Origin of the sequence: Ruminiclostridium hungatei (assembly GCF_002051585.1) — a bacterium.
GTDB lineage: Bacteria > Bacillota > Clostridia > Acetivibrionales > DSM-1351 > Ruminiclostridium > Ruminiclostridium hungatei.
In genome coordinates, this window is the sequence record NZ_MZGX01000009.1 from 13,907 (window position 1) to 31,094 (window position 17,188).

General features: G+C 44.7%; 18 protein-coding genes and 1 pseudogene. 2 read left to right on the forward strand and 17 right to left on the reverse strand.

The window, feature by feature from the left end; all coding sequences use genetic code 11:
* Positions 1-38: 38 nt before the first annotated feature.
* The 6 genes from CLHUN_RS08100 to CLHUN_RS08125 form a co-directional block, all read right to left on the reverse strand.
* Positions 39-896: a formate/nitrite transporter family protein gene (locus CLHUN_RS08100; protein WP_080064086.1), complete on the reverse strand. Its 858-nt coding sequence runs from the start codon at positions 894-896 to the stop codon at positions 39-41.
* 110 nt (positions 897-1,006) lie between these two features.
* Positions 1,007-1,564, reverse strand: coding sequence for a biotin transporter BioY (locus CLHUN_RS08105; RefSeq protein ID WP_080064087.1), 558 nt, complete (start codon positions 1,562-1,564; stop codon positions 1,007-1,009).
* Positions 1,565-1,666: 102 nt separating this feature from the next.
* Positions 1,667-2,605 carry a tetratricopeptide repeat protein gene (locus CLHUN_RS08110; RefSeq protein WP_080064088.1) on the reverse strand — a complete coding sequence of 313 codons (939 nt, stop codon included), beginning with the start codon at positions 2,603-2,605 and terminating at the stop codon, positions 1,667-1,669.
* Positions 2,606-2,623: 18 nt separating this feature from the next.
* The gene (locus CLHUN_RS08115; protein WP_479692027.1) at positions 2,624-2,854 is read right to left on the reverse strand and encodes a CooT family nickel-binding protein; all 231 of its coding nucleotides are present in this window, start codon (positions 2,852-2,854) and stop codon (positions 2,624-2,626) included.
* Positions 2,847-3,290, reverse strand: coding sequence for a DUF3842 family protein (locus tag CLHUN_RS08120; protein ID WP_080064089.1), 444 nt, complete (start codon positions 3,288-3,290; stop codon positions 2,847-2,849). The genes CLHUN_RS08115 and CLHUN_RS08120 overlap by 8 nt, the downstream gene beginning before the upstream one ends.
* A gap of 38 nt (positions 3,291-3,328) precedes the next feature.
* Positions 3,329-4,105, reverse strand: coding sequence for an energy-coupling factor ABC transporter ATP-binding protein (locus tag CLHUN_RS08125; protein ID WP_080064090.1), 777 nt, complete (start codon positions 4,103-4,105; stop codon positions 3,329-3,331).
* A 344-nt stretch (positions 4,106-4,449) separates the two neighbouring features.
* Between CLHUN_RS08125 and CLHUN_RS08130 the strand changes: the two genes are divergently transcribed.
* A complete protein-coding gene (locus CLHUN_RS08130) occupies positions 4,450-5,547 on the forward strand; it encodes an acyltransferase family protein (protein ID WP_080064091.1) in 1,098 nt (365 codons plus the stop codon).
* Here CLHUN_RS08130 and cbiQ read toward each other — a convergent pair.
* The 10 genes from cbiQ to CLHUN_RS08180 form a co-directional block, all read right to left on the reverse strand.
* Positions 5,527-6,333, reverse strand: coding sequence for a cobalt ECF transporter T component CbiQ (cbiQ, locus tag CLHUN_RS08135; protein ID WP_080064092.1), 807 nt, complete (start codon positions 6,331-6,333; stop codon positions 5,527-5,529). The two genes, CLHUN_RS08130 and cbiQ, sit on opposite strands and share 21 nt — an antisense overlap.
* Before the next feature lie 56 nt (positions 6,334-6,389).
* A complete protein-coding gene (locus CLHUN_RS08140; RefSeq protein ID WP_080064093.1) occupies positions 6,390-7,394 on the reverse strand; it encodes an energy-coupling factor ABC transporter permease in 1,005 nt (334 codons plus the stop codon).
* A gap of 204 nt (positions 7,395-7,598) precedes the next feature.
* On the reverse strand, positions 7,599-9,152 hold the full coding sequence (locus CLHUN_RS08145; protein WP_080064094.1) for a putative ABC exporter domain-containing protein: 1,554 nt from the start codon (positions 9,150-9,152) through the stop codon (positions 7,599-7,601).
* Positions 9,140-9,853, reverse strand: coding sequence for an ABC transporter ATP-binding protein (locus CLHUN_RS08150; protein ID WP_080064095.1), 714 nt, complete (start codon positions 9,851-9,853; stop codon positions 9,140-9,142). Before CLHUN_RS08150 ends, CLHUN_RS08145 begins: the two co-directional genes overlap by 13 nt.
* 223 nt (positions 9,854-10,076) lie before the next feature.
* Positions 10,077-11,126, reverse strand: coding sequence for a type I phosphomannose isomerase catalytic subunit (locus CLHUN_RS08155; protein WP_080064096.1), 1,050 nt, complete (start codon positions 11,124-11,126; stop codon positions 10,077-10,079).
* A gap of 214 nt (positions 11,127-11,340) precedes the next feature.
* Complete coding sequence (locus CLHUN_RS08160; RefSeq protein WP_080064097.1) at positions 11,341-12,624, reverse strand: ABC transporter permease; 1,284 nt, start codon at positions 12,622-12,624, stop codon at positions 11,341-11,343.
* Positions 12,621-13,517: an ABC transporter ATP-binding protein gene (locus CLHUN_RS08165; RefSeq protein WP_080064098.1), complete on the reverse strand. Its 897-nt coding sequence runs from the start codon at positions 13,515-13,517 to the stop codon at positions 12,621-12,623. Before CLHUN_RS08165 ends, CLHUN_RS08160 begins: the two co-directional genes overlap by 4 nt.
* 122 nt (positions 13,518-13,639) lie before the next feature.
* Positions 13,640-14,164: a DUF2812 domain-containing protein gene (locus CLHUN_RS08170; protein ID WP_080064099.1), complete on the reverse strand. Its 525-nt coding sequence runs from the start codon at positions 14,162-14,164 to the stop codon at positions 13,640-13,642.
* Positions 14,148-14,489: a PadR family transcriptional regulator gene (locus tag CLHUN_RS08175; RefSeq protein WP_080064100.1), complete on the reverse strand. Its 342-nt coding sequence runs from the start codon at positions 14,487-14,489 to the stop codon at positions 14,148-14,150. The genes CLHUN_RS08170 and CLHUN_RS08175 overlap by 17 nt, the downstream gene beginning before the upstream one ends.
* A gap of 253 nt (positions 14,490-14,742) precedes the next feature.
* On the reverse strand, positions 14,743-15,405 hold the full coding sequence (locus CLHUN_RS08180; RefSeq protein WP_080064101.1) for a ThuA domain-containing protein: 663 nt from the start codon (positions 15,403-15,405) through the stop codon (positions 14,743-14,745).
* 113 nt (positions 15,406-15,518) lie between these two features.
* Here CLHUN_RS08180 and CLHUN_RS08185 point away from each other — a divergent pair.
* A pseudogene (locus CLHUN_RS08185) lies at positions 15,519-16,306 on the forward strand (glucose 1-dehydrogenase).
* 1 nt (position 16,307) lies between these two features.
* Here CLHUN_RS08185 and CLHUN_RS08190 read toward each other — a convergent pair.
* On the reverse strand, positions 16,308-17,186 hold the full coding sequence (locus CLHUN_RS08190) for an AraC family transcriptional regulator (RefSeq protein WP_117387028.1): 879 nt from the start codon (positions 17,184-17,186) through the stop codon (positions 16,308-16,310).
* Positions 17,187-17,188: the final 2 nt, after the last annotated feature.

Genomic DNA, 17,188 nt, shown 5'->3' on the forward strand with positions numbered 1-17,188 from the left:
ACTTCTCTTCTATTTCCTCCGAAACGGCCAAGGGCAAATCACCGGTTTTTCCTGTAAAGGTAGACAAACCAATATGCCATACCTGTAAATACCACACCGCCCACAATGTTTCCCAGTGTTACAGGAAGCAGATTGTTGGCAAAAAAGCTTCCCCAGGTCAGGTGATCAATCTTTTCCGCTGTGGCACCCAGGGTAATGGCCTGTTCAACCCATTGGGGATTTGATTTTGCCAGTATCCCCGCGGGAATATAGTACATATTTGCCACACAGTGCTCAAAGCCCGAGGTTATAAACAGCCAGATGGGGAAAAATATGGCCAGCAGCCTTCCCGTCATGTCCTTTGCACCATAGGCCATCCACACGGCCAGGGATACCAGCCAGTTGCAGAGTATTCCCAGGATGAACGCCTTTGTGAAGCCCAGGGATATTTTATATGCGGCAGTCTTTATGGTGAAGCCTCCCAGCAGGCCGCTGGAGAAATCAAGCTGTCCCGACAGGAAAATAAGCCACGCAATGAATATTGCCCCCGCAAAATTGCCTGCATAAACTATTATCCAGTTTTTCAGCATTCCCGGCAACGTTATTCTTTTCTGGGCAAGTGCCGCCACCATCAATGTATTTCCTGTAAAAAGCTCACTTCCCGCCACAATGACCAGCATAAGGCCGGTGGTAAAAATTGCCCCTGCCAGGGCTTTTCCCACACCCGCCCAGGGAATGTTGTAGATTGCGGCATTAGAGCCTTCTGACGCAAATGCGATGAAGGCTCCCGCAAGTATGCCAAGTACAAAGAGTCTCGACACCCTGGTATTTGCTTTCTTATATCCGTTTTGCACCGTCTGTTCTGCTATCTGCTCCGGTGCCAGAAGATTTTGAGTTGCATATGTATTATCCGGCATAATATTCCTCTGTCAAATTATTTCGTGGTAATAATGCAGCCTTGCTTTCATAACTTTTAAGCTTTGCCCTATTATTATACCAAACAATATAGAATGTAAACTCAAAATATTTATTTTGTCAACATATTTTTTACATAAGGTATGAGTTTGACTCCCACCAAAGCTGCAATGTAGCTTTTTATTATATCCCCGGGAACTGTGAGGAGAAAGCCGCCGTAAATGACTTTGGACAGCGGTGCTTCCGCTCCCAGGTACAGATTTTTTATCAGATACAGGTAGGGAACTCCAACTGCATAGATTATAAGAATCCCGATAAGGTTGATAAGGAACAGCCTGGTTATGGTAATTTTCGTCAGTCTCTCAGCTAATTTTCCTACTGCAAATGCACATATGATCAAGCCGGCCAGATAGCCAAAGGTAGGGTTCAAAACATAGCCCGGACCGCCGCCGCTGGTAAAGACAGGCAGCCCCACAAGCCCCACGGCAATATAGGTCAACTGGGAAAGGAAACCGGCTCTGGCTCCGAGCACAAGCCCTGCCAGCAGGCAGAAGAAGACCTGCAGTGTAATGGGAACGTATGGCAAGGGTATCTTGATAAATGCCCCAACCGCAGTCAAAGCTGCAAAGAGTCCGGCCAGGATAAGGTGTATCGGATTAATTTTTTTCATGGGTTACTCCTCCAATATGTAATAATATTGGTATTGTAAACTAAATCTCAGGCTATTGTCAACCTCATTTATGATTTTGGTTGACAATATGGGGCAGCATCACTACTGAACCCGTACTCCAAAGCGCTCTTTGTAATGCCCCAGCTCCCTTAAAGGGTCCAATTCCTCATCGGTTTTCATATATTCCTCCAGCTCACGGCTCATGTCGGCGGCGCAAATCAAGTCCTTCAAGGCAAGCTCGTATTCGTTGAGATTGACATAGAAGCACGCTCTGTTGTACCGAAGAAATGAGGCTTCCGGTGCAAATTTTATTCCCTTTGATATGACCTCCACTGCTTTTTGGTAATCCTTGTCCTCAGTATAAATCAGGGAAAGGTTCAGATAAGTATACGGATATCTGGGGTTTCTTTCCATGGATTGCCGGTAATAATCTATGGCCTTATTCCTGTAGCCCAGCCTGTTCATAATGACTCCCGCATTAAATAATGCCTTGAAATGCTCGGGCTCCAGTTCAAGACCTTTTCTTATTGCAGCCAAAGCCTTGTCGTATTGTCCTATCTCCTCATAAACCGCCGCCAGATTGTTAAAGGCCCAAAAGTGCATTGGGTCCAGTTCCGCAGCCTGTTCATAGTACTTTGCGGCTTCCGGCTTTTTACCGCTTTCATCATATGCATTTGCCATGAAGAAATAGGCCTTTGAATAATAAGGGTCCAATTCCACGGACTTTTTATAATACTCGATGGCCTTTTCAAATTCCCTGCTATCGTCATAAATAATGGCCAGTCCGTAATACGCCCTAGCCTCATTAGGATTGATCTCCAACACTCTTTTATAGGATTGCACCGCTTTCCGGGTTTCCCCCAGAATGTCCAGATTGACTGCCAGATCAAGCAGTATTTCAACAAAATTATAGTTCAGGCCTTTTTTCAGATAAATATTCAGGGCCCTGTTATATAGAGTCAATGACAGCCTTGGAAACATATTTACAAAAGTTCCCGCCAAAAAATAAAACGACCTGAAAATACCAAAATACAAATTCATCACTGTCCCGCGCATTAGTTAGTCTATATTCTCCAGTATTATTCTATGTTCCACCAGTTCCATGAGTTTTATCCTTGCTCTCAGAGTTTTTCTTTCACTGTAGATATTTTCCAGAGTTATTCCGTCTTCACCGGGGATAACCTTGTCTACAGAATCCAAAATCAATACTTCACTGCCTGCTTCATCCAGAAGGTATACATTTGCTTCACACATATTATCCCCCACGTCCCTTTCCCGTCCGTCAGCCATTGAGAGCCTTCACAGCTTTAGTTGCGTCCTCCCAAAGCCTTCCCACTATTTCCACCGCATCATCGATATAATGAGGAAGCGGCTCTTCCTTCGTGCCGGCCACCATAATATTGCACCGGTTAAGCGGTATCAGTACCTTTACGGCATCGCTGTCCGAAACTGCCCGCGCCATTGCGGGAGTCAGTTCTCCCAGCATGGAATTCGAGCTTATTATGCCTATTGATCCAATAATCACATCTACCCTTGGAGCATTATATACAATAGCATTTTCTCCGGAAGCTCCTTCATTTGCTCCGGCCTTAAGCATCAGCGACGCAGCCAGGGCATTGGTGCCCAGTGCTATAATGCCCACATCATTTCCAAAGGCGGTTCTGAGTTTCTCCACAATGAGCTTGCCGATTCCCCCGCCCTGCCCGTCAACAACTGCTATTCTCATCTTTTCTCCATTTCTTATACTTCCTGATATATTTTAAATTATTTATCATCAAGGTTTTTTTCTTTTGCCGACCTGCACACAGGGCAATTCTGAAGAGCCAGGGGAATTTCAAGACCGCATTCCTCCATCAGCCTTTCATCGCTCAATATTTGCCTTGTGTCACCGTCTGCCGCTACAGCACCCTTTTTTAAAACAATTGTCCTGGCACACATATCCATTATCATATCAAGGTCATGGCTGGTAATTATCTTAGTGTGGCTGAAGCCGTTGAGAATATTCATTATTTTTCTTCTGGCCCTGGGATCAAGAGATGCCGTAGGCTCATCCATAATCAGAATATCAGGCTTCATGGATATGACTGCCGCTATGGCCGCCAGCCTTTTTTCCCCGCCTGACAGCTTATAGGGGGGCCTGTCCTTCAAATGGGAAATCCCCACCTGTTCCAAAGCCTCCATAACCCTGATGCCTACCTCTTCTTCCTCCAGCTTGTAATTCCTCGGACCAAATGCCACATCGTCATACACCGTAGTCATGAACAACTGGTCGTCCGGTTCCTGGAATACCAGTCCCACACTTCTTCTGATATGGGGCAAAGTCTTTTTATTGACCGGCATGTCTCCTATCCTGACTGTGCCCTGCTGAGGAAACTGTATTCCTGTCAGCACAGACAAAAGCGTTGATTTGCCTGCCCCGTTGGCACCGACAATACCCACAGACTCTCCATGCCCCAGAAGAAAAGTTACTTTGTCCAGGGCCTGATGTCCGTCTGCATATGAAAAACTCACGTCCTTAAGTTCAACCTTGTGATGGCTCATTGTCTTTCCTTTCAACAATAATAATCCAAATCAAGCTGCATTGGAATACCATATACGATGATAATACCGTCTAAAGCTATTTAACACTAAACTAATTCTAATAAATCATCAGGCACTTATCAATATTAATAAAAAATATATTTAGTCCGGCTTAGCAGCAGGCCACAGCTTCCTGTCTTCTCAATATCCCTTCGCAGCCCGTTTCCCGCCGCTTGCCGGGCCATCCCTCCATGCCGCCCTGCATATAAAAAAATCCATGGCAGCCTTATAGTTATTGTGCTATACTATCCCAGGTGAAACATCAAAATTTATAATCTCAAAGTACATGCAGAGGAATATAACTTATGAGCACTCCCATTTTAAATAATGAATGTGTACCCAAACCTGAAATTGCTTCAAATTACAGTGTGGCCATACGGGATTACCGGCTGTCAAAATACAATTCCATAGACATCCTGCGGCTGCTGTGTGCCATAATGGTAGTGGCAATACATACTACACCCTTTACCGAATTTGAAGGCCAGGCGGGCTATTATGCCGCATATGTGTTTCCAAGGCTGGGAGTGCCCTTCTTTTTTGCCGTTTCGGGGTATTTTTACATAAGAAGCCTGCTGCAGGGCAAAAAAATATTTGTTAAATATCTCAAGCGTCTGGCAGCAATTTATGTACTCTGGAGTTTTATTTACTTTCTCGTGGATTTTATCCAGGCAGTCAGATATGACTATTCTCTGGTTCAATTTGCAAAAGGGAGCCTGTTTGATTTCTTTATTACAGGCTCCCATTACCAGCTTTGGTTTTTTCCCACCCTGGTATTTTGTGTTATCACAGTCACAATGTTAAAAAATCATATGAAGCTGCTGTGTGCCATATCAATATTACTCTATCTTGCAGGCTGCCTGGCAGGGGCCTACTACGGGCTGGGCTCCAGCCTTCCGCCGGTAAAAGCCGTTTACGACAGCCCCCATCTGGAACTAATCCGGCGAAATCTATTTATGGGACTTCCCTTTTTCCTTCTGGGCTATTTGCTGTACATTATTTATCCAAAGCTTGAAAAATTAAAGGGCAAAGTATTCATCTTTGCCCTTGGAGCTTCATCAGTGCTTTATATTTCAGAAATTGTTGTAGTGAGAAACCTGAAACTTAATGCCAATATTATAACTTCAGTATTTTTGTATCCGCTTTTGGCGGCAGTCCTGACAGTATGCCTGAGATATCCTCTGCCCAATAGCGGCAGGGCCGCCCGTTTCTGCAAGACCAGCGCCAATTTCATATATTATTCACATCCGCTGTACATGTTCATAGCCGCAAGGCTATTGTCAAGGCTGTTTAACCTCTCGCTTCCGCCTACTCCCGAGTTCCTGCTCACCTGTTCCATAACTCTGTTGAGCTCGTATATCATATTCAGACTGGACAACAGGTATTTAAACAAGCTGGTTCAATAGACCTGAGAGTAAAAGAGGTATGTTGAACCGCCGGGCAGCCGCCATGAACAAAAGCCAGAGGGCAGGGTAAATTATGTCAAGGGTATTTACACCGCTTCCCTCCCCGGAATTATACCTTCCCGTATAGCCCTTAAGTATCATTGACTGGTATATGGTCTGGGCACGGTTATAAGTCCGTATAAGAAGCTGTCCCACCATTGAACCCCAGACTTTTATCCTGACGCCGGACTGCTTTGGAGCCCGCATGTGATAGGCTTTCAAAAGCCTGCCTGCCTCATCCGTCAGCACAAAAATATACCGGTAGGTCAATAGGAATAAAAGCACAAAAACCGTTGGAATTCTGAGCAGGGTTAAAGCCCTTGCTATATTTTCTATACCTGTGGTGGCTACGAGGAGAAACCCTGCGGTTATCATCAGGGTGCTTCTGAGCAGCAGTGAGAAGAAGGTCAGCCAGCCCCCGGAAATTTCGACACCGCCTATTTCCACAATACTTTTGTCAAATACGGGATTCAATATACCGGTTATTATTATGAAAGGCTCCAACAAAACTACTCTTTTAAATATGTTTTTTACAGGTATGTCACATATAATTATAACAACCACGGGGTAGAGTATAAACGGCAGCAGACCGGCAACCTCATACCTGTCAAAGGATGCAAGCACAAAAATATAAACCAGCGTCAAAAGCAGCTTCGCCAGGGGATGAACAGCATTAATGAGGTTTTTTTGCTTGGAAAGCTCGTCTATATGTTTTACTTCCATAACCGAGCTGATTATATCTGCCATTTAAACTCTCCGATTAAAATTATTCCTGTAAAGCCGGTGTGCAAGTTCGTACAGAACTAATTTCCCGGCCTTGTCTTTTGCCTTTTAAACACTCTCACTGCAAAGCCGATGAGCACAATAACCCCCAGGGTTACTGCCGAGCCGGCTATTCCCGAAACCACAGTTCCGGCAGCCTCCCCTCCATTTTCTCCGTCTGACTTGAAACCATAGTCCGGAAGCAGGGCAATCTTTTCCTGAGCCTTTTCAAGAGCGGCATGGATACCGGAATTTCCGGTGAGCTCCTGACCTGTGACCTTGCCTATGGACCATTCCAATCCATCGGGATTGGCTGAGGCAAACAGTGAGACTATACCTCCCAGAGCCAGAGCTGCCGCCACAAAAACTGCAATAACGGTTCCATTTCCTTTTTTACTGACGTTTCCGGCATCTTCGGCTATGATTTCCGGCCTTACCTTCCACACAAATGAAACAACGGCTGCAGTGACGATTCCCTCAACAAGTCCTATGGCCAGATGTATTCCCAGCATAATCCATACAAATTGTGAAAAAGGAAGTTCGGTTTTCCCTGACAACTGGGTCTGCAGAACCACACTGAAAGCACCCAGTTGCAAACCCACTGCGCTGGCAACAATGCTTCCTATGACAATTCTCGTTCTGGACAGTTTGTTTTTGGTTATTAATTTATATATTAGCGGATATGCAATAAAACATGCATAAAAGCCCATATTAATCAGATTACAGCCATAGGCCAGATATCCGCCGTCAGCGAAAAACAATGCCTGTATCAGCAGTATGGCCGCCATTGACAAAAAGCCTCCCGAGGGTCCTAGAAGTACTGCCAGCAGCAGGCCTCCTCCAAGATGACCGCTGGAGCCGGTGCCGGGTATGGTGAAATTTATCATTTGGGCGGCAAAAACAAATGCTGCCATTACCCCCATTAACGGAAGCTTCTTTTCATCCATCTCCCTCACCTTTTTTATTGAAAAAGCTGCAGTTCCAACTGCCGCAGCCAGCATTACCCCTCCAACCTGCGGAGATATAAGCACGTCTCCCATGTGCATAACAATAACTCTCCTTTACATAATAATAGACCCAAAAGGGTTAATTCATAGCCCTTCATGGGTCTAATTAATTTTATGTGAATATCAGATAAAACAAATAAATTAAAGTTTGTTAAAACCTCGGAGACCTTCCTGATCCCATTTTCACTGTTATTTTATAATACATTTTTCCACGTGTCAATAACAGCTATTCAGGCTTTTGTGTCATGACATAAGCTCGCTCTTTTCAAAGATACCCTTGCTGAGGAAGGCAAGCAGTGCACTTGATAAAAGATTTACGCCAAACAGGCTTAAGGCAAGCAGAAGCAAATCCGGAGTGCCGTACAGCACCATGATTACAAGCAGCACAATAAGAGCAGGTATACATGTGGCTATTACAAAAAGCATCCGCATAAAGGTGACAGCCACCGCATTTGCTCCTATTCCTATAATCCTGTAGGTAAAAACCTCTGCAAATATGAACAGGATGGAAAAACTTGCATATATGATTACATATGATAATATCAAAGACGGATGGATTTTAAACGCCAGAGCTCCTATGGTTATGGTAATGCCTCCGCTGATGATGTTCTTCAGCAGGCCGGGCAGCACGGAAAAAATCACCTTCTGGAAGGAGCTTGCCGGTATCAGATACACATAGGGCTTTTTAAAATCCCTGTGCCAGGCATCCCCCATGGACATGGACAAGGCGCCGAAGCTCAGCATTACAAATACAAAGCTGAATTCAAGCCCAAATACCTTTCCAACGACAACATAGATAACACCCAAAAATATTTCCCTCATATTTGCAGTAATACTTACTTTCTTATTCTCCAGCATCTGCCTGGAAAATATGGCGGCAGCACCTTCATAATACCTTACCGAGGACGCCTTGTTCTTCAATTTTGCAACTGAACGGGCATCTGCGCTGCCGTTGGCCTTCACATCCTCAAGCATTTTCTGGAGATTGACCGAATCCTCAAGTGCCTTTTCATAGAAATCCGCCTTCACATTGTACAAGGCAATACTAAAAGCAACATTTGCAAACACCAGCAGGGAGGTTGCCGGAAGGAAGCCTGAAAGCAGGTTTCCAGACAGCAGTGAACTGATTGCCCATTTGGTCCAGCCGAAAAGAGGCACATAGTTATACCACCAATGTGTAAAAAACATCTCTCCGGCACTTTTCACACTGAGTCCGTTAGCCAGCATCATGATAACAAAAGCCAGAACCAGCAAACCGGCAAAGGCAAAAAATACATACTTGGCCTTTTTCTTGAAGCCGGTTTTCTCAGTATCCACAATATATATGTAATAATATGAAAGATAAATACAACCAAACAACAGACTAATAATCAATAAAATAATCAGAAATCTGGAAAATGTCAGGGCAGGGCCTAAAAGATACGGCAGGTAGAAGCTCATGAAAAACCCGGTCAGCGCCGCTCCCGGAGCCGTGGAAATCAAAATATAGGCCAGTACCGTTCTTCTCTCAAAAGGTCCGGTAAACAAATAGGTGGCATCCGCCATTGTCAGGATTCCCGTATCCCTTGACAGAAAGGTATTATAGAGCAGAAGCCCTATCATCAGCACTATTCCCGCCAGTATCATTTCCACATTTGTACCTTGCATCAGAGGTCTCTGGGTTCTGAAAGCCATAAAGATGGTCAGGCCTATGCCGCCCACACCAAGTATGGTAATTACAGAGGACAATACGCTGGAGAAGGCCCGTTTCAATTTGTGGGAATATGCTTTGCCCAGTAAAAACATTATTGCCTGCATTCTTCAGCATCTCCTTCCGTCAGTTCAAAGAACATGGCTTTGAGATCCCTGCCTTCAAGCTGTTCCCTGGTAATGTCACATATGATTTTTCCCTTGTCCATTATATAGGCCCGGTCCCATACCTCGTTGATGGTATCAATTATGTGGGTACTTACCAGAACACTTTTCCCCTGGGACTTGAGCTCTTCGAATATTTTCAGCACTTCGTTTATGGCCTTGGGGTCCAGGCCCACTAAAGGCTCGTCAAACAGAGCCGCCTGGGGATCTATGAGAAGTGCCACTGCTATGCTGAGTTTCTGAGTCATACCTTTTGACATTTCCCGGACATATTTGTCCTTCCTGTCGTATATTTCCAAACGTTCGAATATGTCCTTTATTTTCTGCTTCCAGGTGTCTTCCAGCTTGTAGGCCTTTGCAATGAATTGCGCATGCTCCCATGGGGTAAGGAAATCATACAGTGCAGGTGTTTCCGGAATATAACCGAATATTTTTTTAGCCTCCACTGTTTTATTCCGATGTCCGCAGATGGTGATCTCACCGTCAAAATTCAGCAGGCCGGCTATGCTTTTAATGGTGGTGGATTTTCCGGCGCCGTTGGGCCCCAGCAGTATGGTAATCTCACCCGGCTTGGCAGTTAATGAGATATCATCTACCGCCTTAAATTTTTTATAGGATTTAGTCAGCTTGTTAATCGTTATCATATTTTCCTCCGTACTACATTATTATCATATATTATACTATAAAAGGGCAGTATTTGTTGTACTAGTGGTCTGTAACATCTAAAACGTATATTGCCGGCGTGGGAAATTTTTGCAGGGTAAGGCGGAGGACGAAGGCAATACTGTATGTATTGGCAAGAACGACAACGAAATTCTGCGGGAATTTAACCGGCGGCAATATGTGACTTTTAGGTGTTACAGACCACTAGCTGTTCAGTACCCTGAATATTTCCTCATCGGTGCAGCCGGCATTCCTCATAGGCTCCACTATGTCCTTCCTGAAATCCGGTATATATGCCTTAAGGCAGGCAAACTCACCCGCAAGGGTATACCGGCCCATAGCTGCGGGTATCAATACAGTCTCTCCCTGTCTGATATCCTCTTTGACAGTCCCCGTCCTTATGGTTCCCTGCCCCTGGAGACATATGAGAATGTAAAATTTGCTTCCGTCGGCTTCTTCCGTTATACTTCCGTCAATATCATATCTCTCGCAGGCAAAATACCTGTTGGCCAGAAATATGGTCTTGGTGCAGTCCTTGTTCAGTTGCAGCTTAACACCCGGCGCTTTTGCTTCTTTGCCGCAGATGTTAAAATCCGTTACGCCAAGTGCCTTTTCAATATGCAGGGGACGGCTCTCTCCCTTGCTGTCCACCCTGTTGTAGTCAAAGACCCTGTATGTTATATCAGAGGTCTGCTGTATTTCAGCTATTACTATACCTGGGCCTATTGCGTGAATAAGACCGGCAGGTATGTTTATCACGTCGCCCGGACTGACAGCAATCTCCAGCAGACATTGCTCAAGCCTGTTATTTTCAGCGGCCTGGGCCAATACCTCCCTGGTGACGCCGGGTTTAAGGCCTGCAACTATCCTGGCACCGGGTTGCGCATCCAATATGTACCACATTTCGTTTTTGCCCAGGCCGCCCTCATATACCGCAGCGTACCTGTCGTCCGGGTGCACCTGTACAGAAAGCCTGTCATTTGCATCTATAAATTTCACAAGAAGTGGTATTTCTCCGCAATCGGGCGGAAACTTACTCCCAAGAATATTGCCGGGGTCCTCTTTGATAATCTCAGGCAGGGTTTTTCCCGCCTGTTCTCCATTGGCCGCCACACTTACGCCATTTCTGTGACAGGAAAGCTCCCAGCTTTCTGCAAGTATTCCTTCAGGAAGTTCTCTGGAGAACTTTTCAAAATAGCGGCCGCCCCATATGTAGTCTTTATAAACAGGCTTGAATTTAATCGGATAATACATCGTATAAAAACCTCCAGACTTGATTTCCAGGCTTCCTGGCACTTCAAGCACAAGACAGCCTATATGCAAGAATGCCAGAAGAGTATTCCCTCCCCGGCATCCCTGCTGTGTTAAAGCATTCAATTATAATAATATTCTATTTTTCAGAACGAGACAATATGCATATTCAAAATACCTGTCCGCACAGCCCGGTCTTTTTGAGACTTTCGCCCCTCTATGCACCTGTTTTTTCAGCCTTTGACATTTCAAACAGCTTGCTTATTTTCAGCCTGTCTCCATAGTGCAGTACGGCAAAGGAGTACAATTTGATCGACAAGGTGCCGATAAGCAATATGGTGCCTATAAGAATCAATAGCGATAAACCGATTTCCCAGGTGGGCACATCTGTGGACATAAGTCTTGAAGGCACTGAAAATGGAGAACAGAAGGGTATCAGCGATGCAACTCTTGCAAGAGTGCTGTCAGGTATTGCAAAGGTTCCGTAGGAGAAATAGAAGGCTATGATTGCCAGGAAAGACATTGGCATCATTGCCGACTGGACATCCTCGGCCTTGCTCACCGTTGCTCCCACAACTGCGTTCATCAAGGCATACAGGGTATAGCCCAGTATGAAGTATATAATAATCAGAACCACCGCCATGGGTGTGAAGCCTGAAAACTCAATAGGCATGCCTTCTATGGTAAATTTGTCCGGGAAAACCAGCTTGTAGGTAACAGCTCCCACCGTAATGAGAATAGCCAGTTGCAGAAGTCCAAGCAAGCCCATTCCCGCCGTTTTCCCCAGTATTATCCTGGACGGCTTTACAGAGGTAACGAGAATTTCCATGACACGGGAGGTCTTTTCAGAGGCCACCGACATTGACACACCATAGCCGTAAAAATACACTGCAAAGAAAAGTATCAGCACGATAACTATACTTGAAATGTAGCCTCCCAGCTTGCTTTTGCCCAAGGCGTTGACATTCATGTCCAGTTCGCCCAGTGCCTTTTCAATGGTATCTCCGGGTACATTTGCAGTCTTCAGAAGATTTTCCGCATAAATATTTTTGAACACCTTGTTTATTGTATCGGGATTTGGACCTTCCATGTACTGCTGCGTAAAATAGTCCAGCTTCAGTATATTGTTGTCCTCCCGGACAACTACCAAATAGTCCTTGCCCTCCTTGCGGATGGCTTCCTTCACATTTTCAGCACTGCCTTCCTCCAAGGGCTTGACCTGATACAGCGGGAACTGCTTTTGAAGCACCTCCAGCTTGTCAGAGTACTGGCTGCTTTTATCCAGAATGTAAAGCACACCTTTTGTTTTTTTGGTTTGGGTCTGAGAACCGCCCCCGGAAGTACTGACCGCAGCATCATTGTTCCTGCTGCTGGTTATAATCGCGGGAACCACCATTGCCCCTACTATGATAATCAGTATAACCACGGTAGATATTATAAAGGATTTCTTTCTTAAATTTTCTGAAAAGGTATGTTTAAAAACCTCTAAAAAATCTCTCATTTCGCTTCCCCCATCTTTTCAATGAATATTTCATGCAGTGAAGGCTCTCTTATTTCAAACTTGTCAAGGGAAAGCCTCCTGCTCAATATCTTTTCCAGCAGTTTGTACGCCTGCTCTTCACTTTTTATTTTAAATTCAAAGCCTGTGGCACTTTGATTGTAGGTTGCCATATCCTCTTCTGCCGCAAGTTCTGCAATATTTCCGTCACAATTTATGATAAGATTGTTTCTTCCATACCCGCGCTTGATTTCCTTCAGATTTCCCTTCAGCACCGTCACACCGTTTTTCAGCAGGACTATGTCCTTGCAGAATTCTTCAACCGTGGCCATCTGATGGCTTGACATGATTATTATCTTGTTTCTTTTGATAAGCTCATAAATTACCCCTTTGAAAAGATCTGTGTTGACCGGGTCAAGGCCGCTGAAGGGCTCGTCCATGAAAATCAGCTCAGGGTCATGTATTATGGAGGCAATAAATTGGATTTTTTGCTGGTTGCCCTTTGAAAGCTTCTCTGCAGGCATGTTTATATACTGTGTGGCCTCCAGCCTTTCCAACCAGTTTTCAATGTCCTTTTTGGCCTTCTGTGAACTGACTCCCCTGAGCTTTGCGAAGTACAGGAGCTGCTCGGATACCTTGACCTTGGGATAAAGGCCTCTCTCCTCCGGAAGATACCCGAAACTTTTTATCTGCCCGGTTACCGGTTTGTTGTCCCACTTGATAGTACCGCTGTCCTTTTTTACAATATTCAGTATCATCCTGATGGTGGTGGTCTTTCCCGCACCGTTTGTGCCCAGCAAACCAAAAACTCCAGGTTCTCTGGCCTCAAAACTGATATTGTCCACTACCTGCTTTTCTCCAAATTTTTTGGAGACATTTTCAACTATTAAACTCAAATATCTCACCTCTTAATAATTTTTTATATTTTTTTATATATTTTATATGTTTTTATATACTTATGGTGCCTGCTGTCAGTTCTGCCGACTTCTTGATTCCCAAACATTTCCACATTGCCCTGTCAGTTCTTTTTTCCCGTAAACTTCCTGATTTGCAGTGTCAGGCTGGTAATAATGAAGGAAAATAAAGCAATAGCTGCCGCCCCCAGGATGCATGTGGTGGCTATGGAGCTTCCGTTGGGATCTTTGTAAGTACTGTAAATCAGATTTCCCAGGGAAGCCAGTTCAATTCCAAGGAGTATCAGGCATATGGAGAGCAGGGATTTGTTTCGCGCAATAAGTGCTTCAAAATCCGTATACAGTTCCGGTCTGTCCTCCTCATATTGTTTTCTCAGTATGTACCAGCCCATGCCTACCTGATAAAGCTTCCAGCCGTCGTCACTGATTATGGTCAGATAATCAGGGGTAAGTTTATTCTGATAATCTATACAATACCTGGCTTTACCGGGCTGGCACTTCTCAAAGTAGAAAAAAACACCTTTGAACCTTGTTTCCACCAGTTTGAGGCCTGCCGCCTCCATTTGTTCAAGCCAGTTTTCAATTTTTTCATACTCCCAGGCCCACCACCATCTAAATATCCTGATCATAGTCAACGTCCTCCAATATAATATGCCCATTCCGGTGCAGCTCATCTATTCTCTCAAGCTCCTGCCCCAGCAGCCACAGTCCGTCTTCTGTAAGTTTGTACAGCTTACGTCTGTCTTCCTCCCCGGCAGTCTCAATCAGGCTGTCCTTTTCAAATCTGGTCAAAGTTCCATATATGGTGCCTGCACCAAGATTTATACGCTCATGTGTAATTTCTTTGACATAGAGAATAATACCATAGCCGTGTCTGGGCTTCATAAGTGAAAGCAATATATAATATGCCGATTCTGTCATAGGCATATAAGACTTTTTTAGTTTTTCCCGCATATTTATCTCCTCTGACAGGCCAATTGTTTTTAACCCCTGGTATCACCGGTGTTCGCACGGTTAATATATCGTGCCGTGATATATCATGAATGAATTATATCACGGCGCGATATATCATGTCAAGATATATCTGCTAATAATTTAACCTGTAGTGCAAGTTAAGAAAGTCTTTAGCAGACAAGTTTGCAAATCCCGGAAGGACAACTTTAAAGAAATTCGCAGCATGATTAAAAGCTTAAGGCACAGTCCGGACTTATTGTTCCTTGAGACACCAGCGCAGGCATTCAACCAGCAAATCCAGCATTATCTCATTTTCCATTCCTTCGCTCCTGTGGGTAGGCGTCAGGCAGCATACCCTTCCCCGTCCATATTCATGGGCCCAACCTGCTACAGATTTACCCTCTGCGGATTCCGCAGCAAGAAAAACACTGTTCTCAAGCGGATTGACATTTACGAGGTAATGTTCATCCATAACTGTAAAGCTGCTTGCAGGGGCTATCCCTGTATTGCTGTCCGCAGCGGAGTATCTTACCTCCCTTTCAATGGGGTGGGATAAGAAATATCCCCGGAGCATGTCATTGAACCGCTGGTTCTTTTCATAGCTTACAATACCGGAGTGCCAGGCAAATATGCTGCCGCCGCCACTTACATATTGAGTTATCTGTTCTTCAAGTTCAGGAGTCATCCAGTAAGCTATGTTCTCATCGTCCGGATTTATACGGTTTTCCTTATAAAGCACTATCAGGTCAATCTCCGGTGTAAGCCGGGCTTTCAAATCCTCCACACCTGTATCTGCCAATTCCGCTTGGATACCAAAATTTTTCTCCAGCTTTCCAACTGTCTCCTGCATTGCTGTCAAGGCTAAATCATGGCTGTGATAGAAATCTCCCAATACTGCCAGTATTTTTTTCTTCATAAACAGTCCTCCATTTCCATGTACGAAAAGTGTCCATTGCATACCGTAAAATTTAATGTTATTTTATGAATAATATTATGTCAAGATTATGATATGTTGAAAGGAGTAAAATTATGGAGGAGTTGGACAGCAACACTGAATTTTGTGGGAAAACCGTAATTGTCACCGGGGGAGGACAGGGAATCGGCCGGGCTGTGGCAAGAGCTTTTGCCGCAGAAGGTGCCCGGGTGGTAATCGCAGATATAGACGAAGAGGCAGGCTGTGAGAACGAAAAACATATCAGGGCTTCAGGATATGAGGCACTGTATATCCGTAGGATGTATCGGATGCCGCCTCTGTCAGGGCCATGACGGAACAAGCAGCCGGCAGATACCAGTCAATTCATATACTTGTAAACAATGCAGCCGTTTCAGGCTTCGGAAATATTTTCGAGCTTTCTGTGGAGGAGTGGGATAAGGCCATAGCGGTGAACCTTTCAGGCATGTATTACTGTGCAAAGTTTTGCGCCCCATATATGCGGGATCAGCAATACGGAAACATAATAAATATAGCCTCCACCAGAGCCTTCATGTCAGAGCCTGACACAGAGCCCTACTCCGCATCAAAGGGAGGCATATTTGCATTGACACACGCATTGTCCATATCTTTGGGCCAGCATGGTATCAGAGTCAATTCCATCAGTCCCGGCTGGATAGATGTGTCCTCCTGGCAAAAAAGCTCAAAAGCCAAGCAGGATATTCTTTCGGAAGCAGATCACAAGCAGCACCCTGCTGGGAGAGTAGGGCTTCCCGGGGATATAGCCCAGGCCTGCCTGTTTCTGGCCTCCCATAAGGCAGGTTTTATTACAGGAGAAAACCTGACGGTGGACGGAGGCATGACCAGGAAAATGATTTACGACTGAGTCAGCCTTCCACCCGGAATAAGCTGTCTTTTGACTGTAGCGCGGCCTTGTAATACTTTTTGGGCGGACTGCCATACAGCTTGGAAAACGCCCTCACAAAGCTGGAATAATCATTAAACCCGCACTTGACAGACACTTCTGAGGGAGGCATACCGGTCCTGATTAATTCCGCTCCCTTTTGAAGCCTTTTGCTGTTTACATAGCTGTGAATGGAGTAGCCGGTGTTGTCCTTGAACTTGTGCATAAGGTAGTACTTATTCATGAAAAACAACCCGGCAAGTGTATTTATGCTCAAATCTCCGTCAAGGTTTTTATTTATATGCCGGATAACCTTCTGTATTTGCTCATCATACTCCACCTCTATGCTTTCGGTATGTTTTTCAGGCTTTTGCTGAAGCCTGTTTACATAGACCATAAACTGGACAAACAGGGCGTTTCCCATTACAACAGACCCGAAAAGCCTGTTTTTTATCTCGGTCTCTATTCTGGTAAGTATTGATTTTACCGAATTCAGCGAACTCTCTCCAAGCCTGACCAGATGTTTGTTTTCCCGCGCAATATTAAAGCAGGTCAATAAATCATTTTCGGCATTGCCGTGTTCCTCAAGAAAGGTATTGTTTATCCATATGACTATTCGTTCATACTCTTCCTCCGAACCGATTATGGGCCTGTGCACCTGGTTCTGGGGTACGAACAGTACATCCCAGGGCCTTAGCCGGTATGCTTTGCCCTCAATGTTGTAAATTACGTCTCCATCAATAAATATTATTATTTTATTGAAATCATGGTAGTGATGTTCAAACTGCAAGTTTTGTTTATCTCTCAGATGAAAAAATTTAAAATCCTTGTACAGGTATCCCCGTTTGATTCCCTCTTCCATTT

What these genes read in the sequence shown, in the direction of transcription:
- CLHUN_RS08100 (WP_080064086.1), bottom strand. Translation starts at nt 896, where the DNA reads ATGCCGGATAATACATATGCAACTCAAAATCTTCTGGCACCGGAGCAG.
- CLHUN_RS08105 (WP_080064087.1), bottom strand. Translation starts at nt 1,564, where the DNA reads ATGAAAAAAATTAATCCGATACACCTTATCCTGGCCGGACTCTTTGCA.
- CLHUN_RS08110 (WP_080064088.1), bottom strand. Translation starts at nt 2,605, where the DNA reads ATGAATTTGTATTTTGGTATTTTCAGGTCGTTTTATTTTTTGGCGGGA.
- CLHUN_RS08115 (WP_479692027.1), bottom strand. Translation starts at nt 2,854, where the DNA reads ATGGCTGACGGACGGGAAAGGGACGTGGGGGATAATATGTGTGAAGCA.
- CLHUN_RS08120 (WP_080064089.1), bottom strand. Translation starts at nt 3,290, where the DNA reads ATGAGAATAGCAGTTGTTGACGGGCAGGGCGGGGGAATCGGCAAGCTC.
- CLHUN_RS08125 (WP_080064090.1), bottom strand. Translation starts at nt 4,105, where the DNA reads ATGAGCCATCACAAGGTTGAACTTAAGGACGTGAGTTTTTCATATGCA.
- CLHUN_RS08130 (WP_080064091.1), top strand. Translation starts at nt 4,450, where the DNA reads ATGAGCACTCCCATTTTAAATAATGAATGTGTACCCAAACCTGAAATT.
- cbiQ (WP_080064092.1), bottom strand. Translation starts at nt 6,333, where the DNA reads ATGGCAGATATAATCAGCTCGGTTATGGAAGTAAAACATATAGACGAG.
- CLHUN_RS08140 (WP_080064093.1), bottom strand. Translation starts at nt 7,394, where the DNA reads ATGCACATGGGAGACGTGCTTATATCTCCGCAGGTTGGAGGGGTAATG.
- CLHUN_RS08145 (WP_080064094.1), bottom strand. Translation starts at nt 9,152, where the DNA reads ATGCAGGCAATAATGTTTTTACTGGGCAAAGCATATTCCCACAAATTG.
- CLHUN_RS08150 (WP_080064095.1), bottom strand. Translation starts at nt 9,853, where the DNA reads ATGATAACGATTAACAAGCTGACTAAATCCTATAAAAAATTTAAGGCG.
- CLHUN_RS08155 (WP_080064096.1), bottom strand. Translation starts at nt 11,126, where the DNA reads ATGTATTATCCGATTAAATTCAAGCCTGTTTATAAAGACTACATATGG.
- CLHUN_RS08160 (WP_080064097.1), bottom strand. Translation starts at nt 12,624, where the DNA reads ATGAGAGATTTTTTAGAGGTTTTTAAACATACCTTTTCAGAAAATTTA.
- CLHUN_RS08170 (WP_080064099.1), bottom strand. Translation starts at nt 14,164, where the DNA reads ATGATCAGGATATTTAGATGGTGGTGGGCCTGGGAGTATGAAAAAATT.
- CLHUN_RS08175 (WP_080064100.1), bottom strand. Translation starts at nt 14,489, where the DNA reads ATGCGGGAAAAACTAAAAAAGTCTTATATGCCTATGACAGAATCGGCA.
- CLHUN_RS08180 (WP_080064101.1), bottom strand. Translation starts at nt 15,405, where the DNA reads ATGAAGAAAAAAATACTGGCAGTATTGGGAGATTTCTATCACAGCCAT.
- CLHUN_RS08190 (WP_117387028.1), bottom strand. Translation starts at nt 17,186, where the DNA reads ATGGAAGAGGGAATCAAACGGGGATACCTGTACAAGGATTTTAAATTT.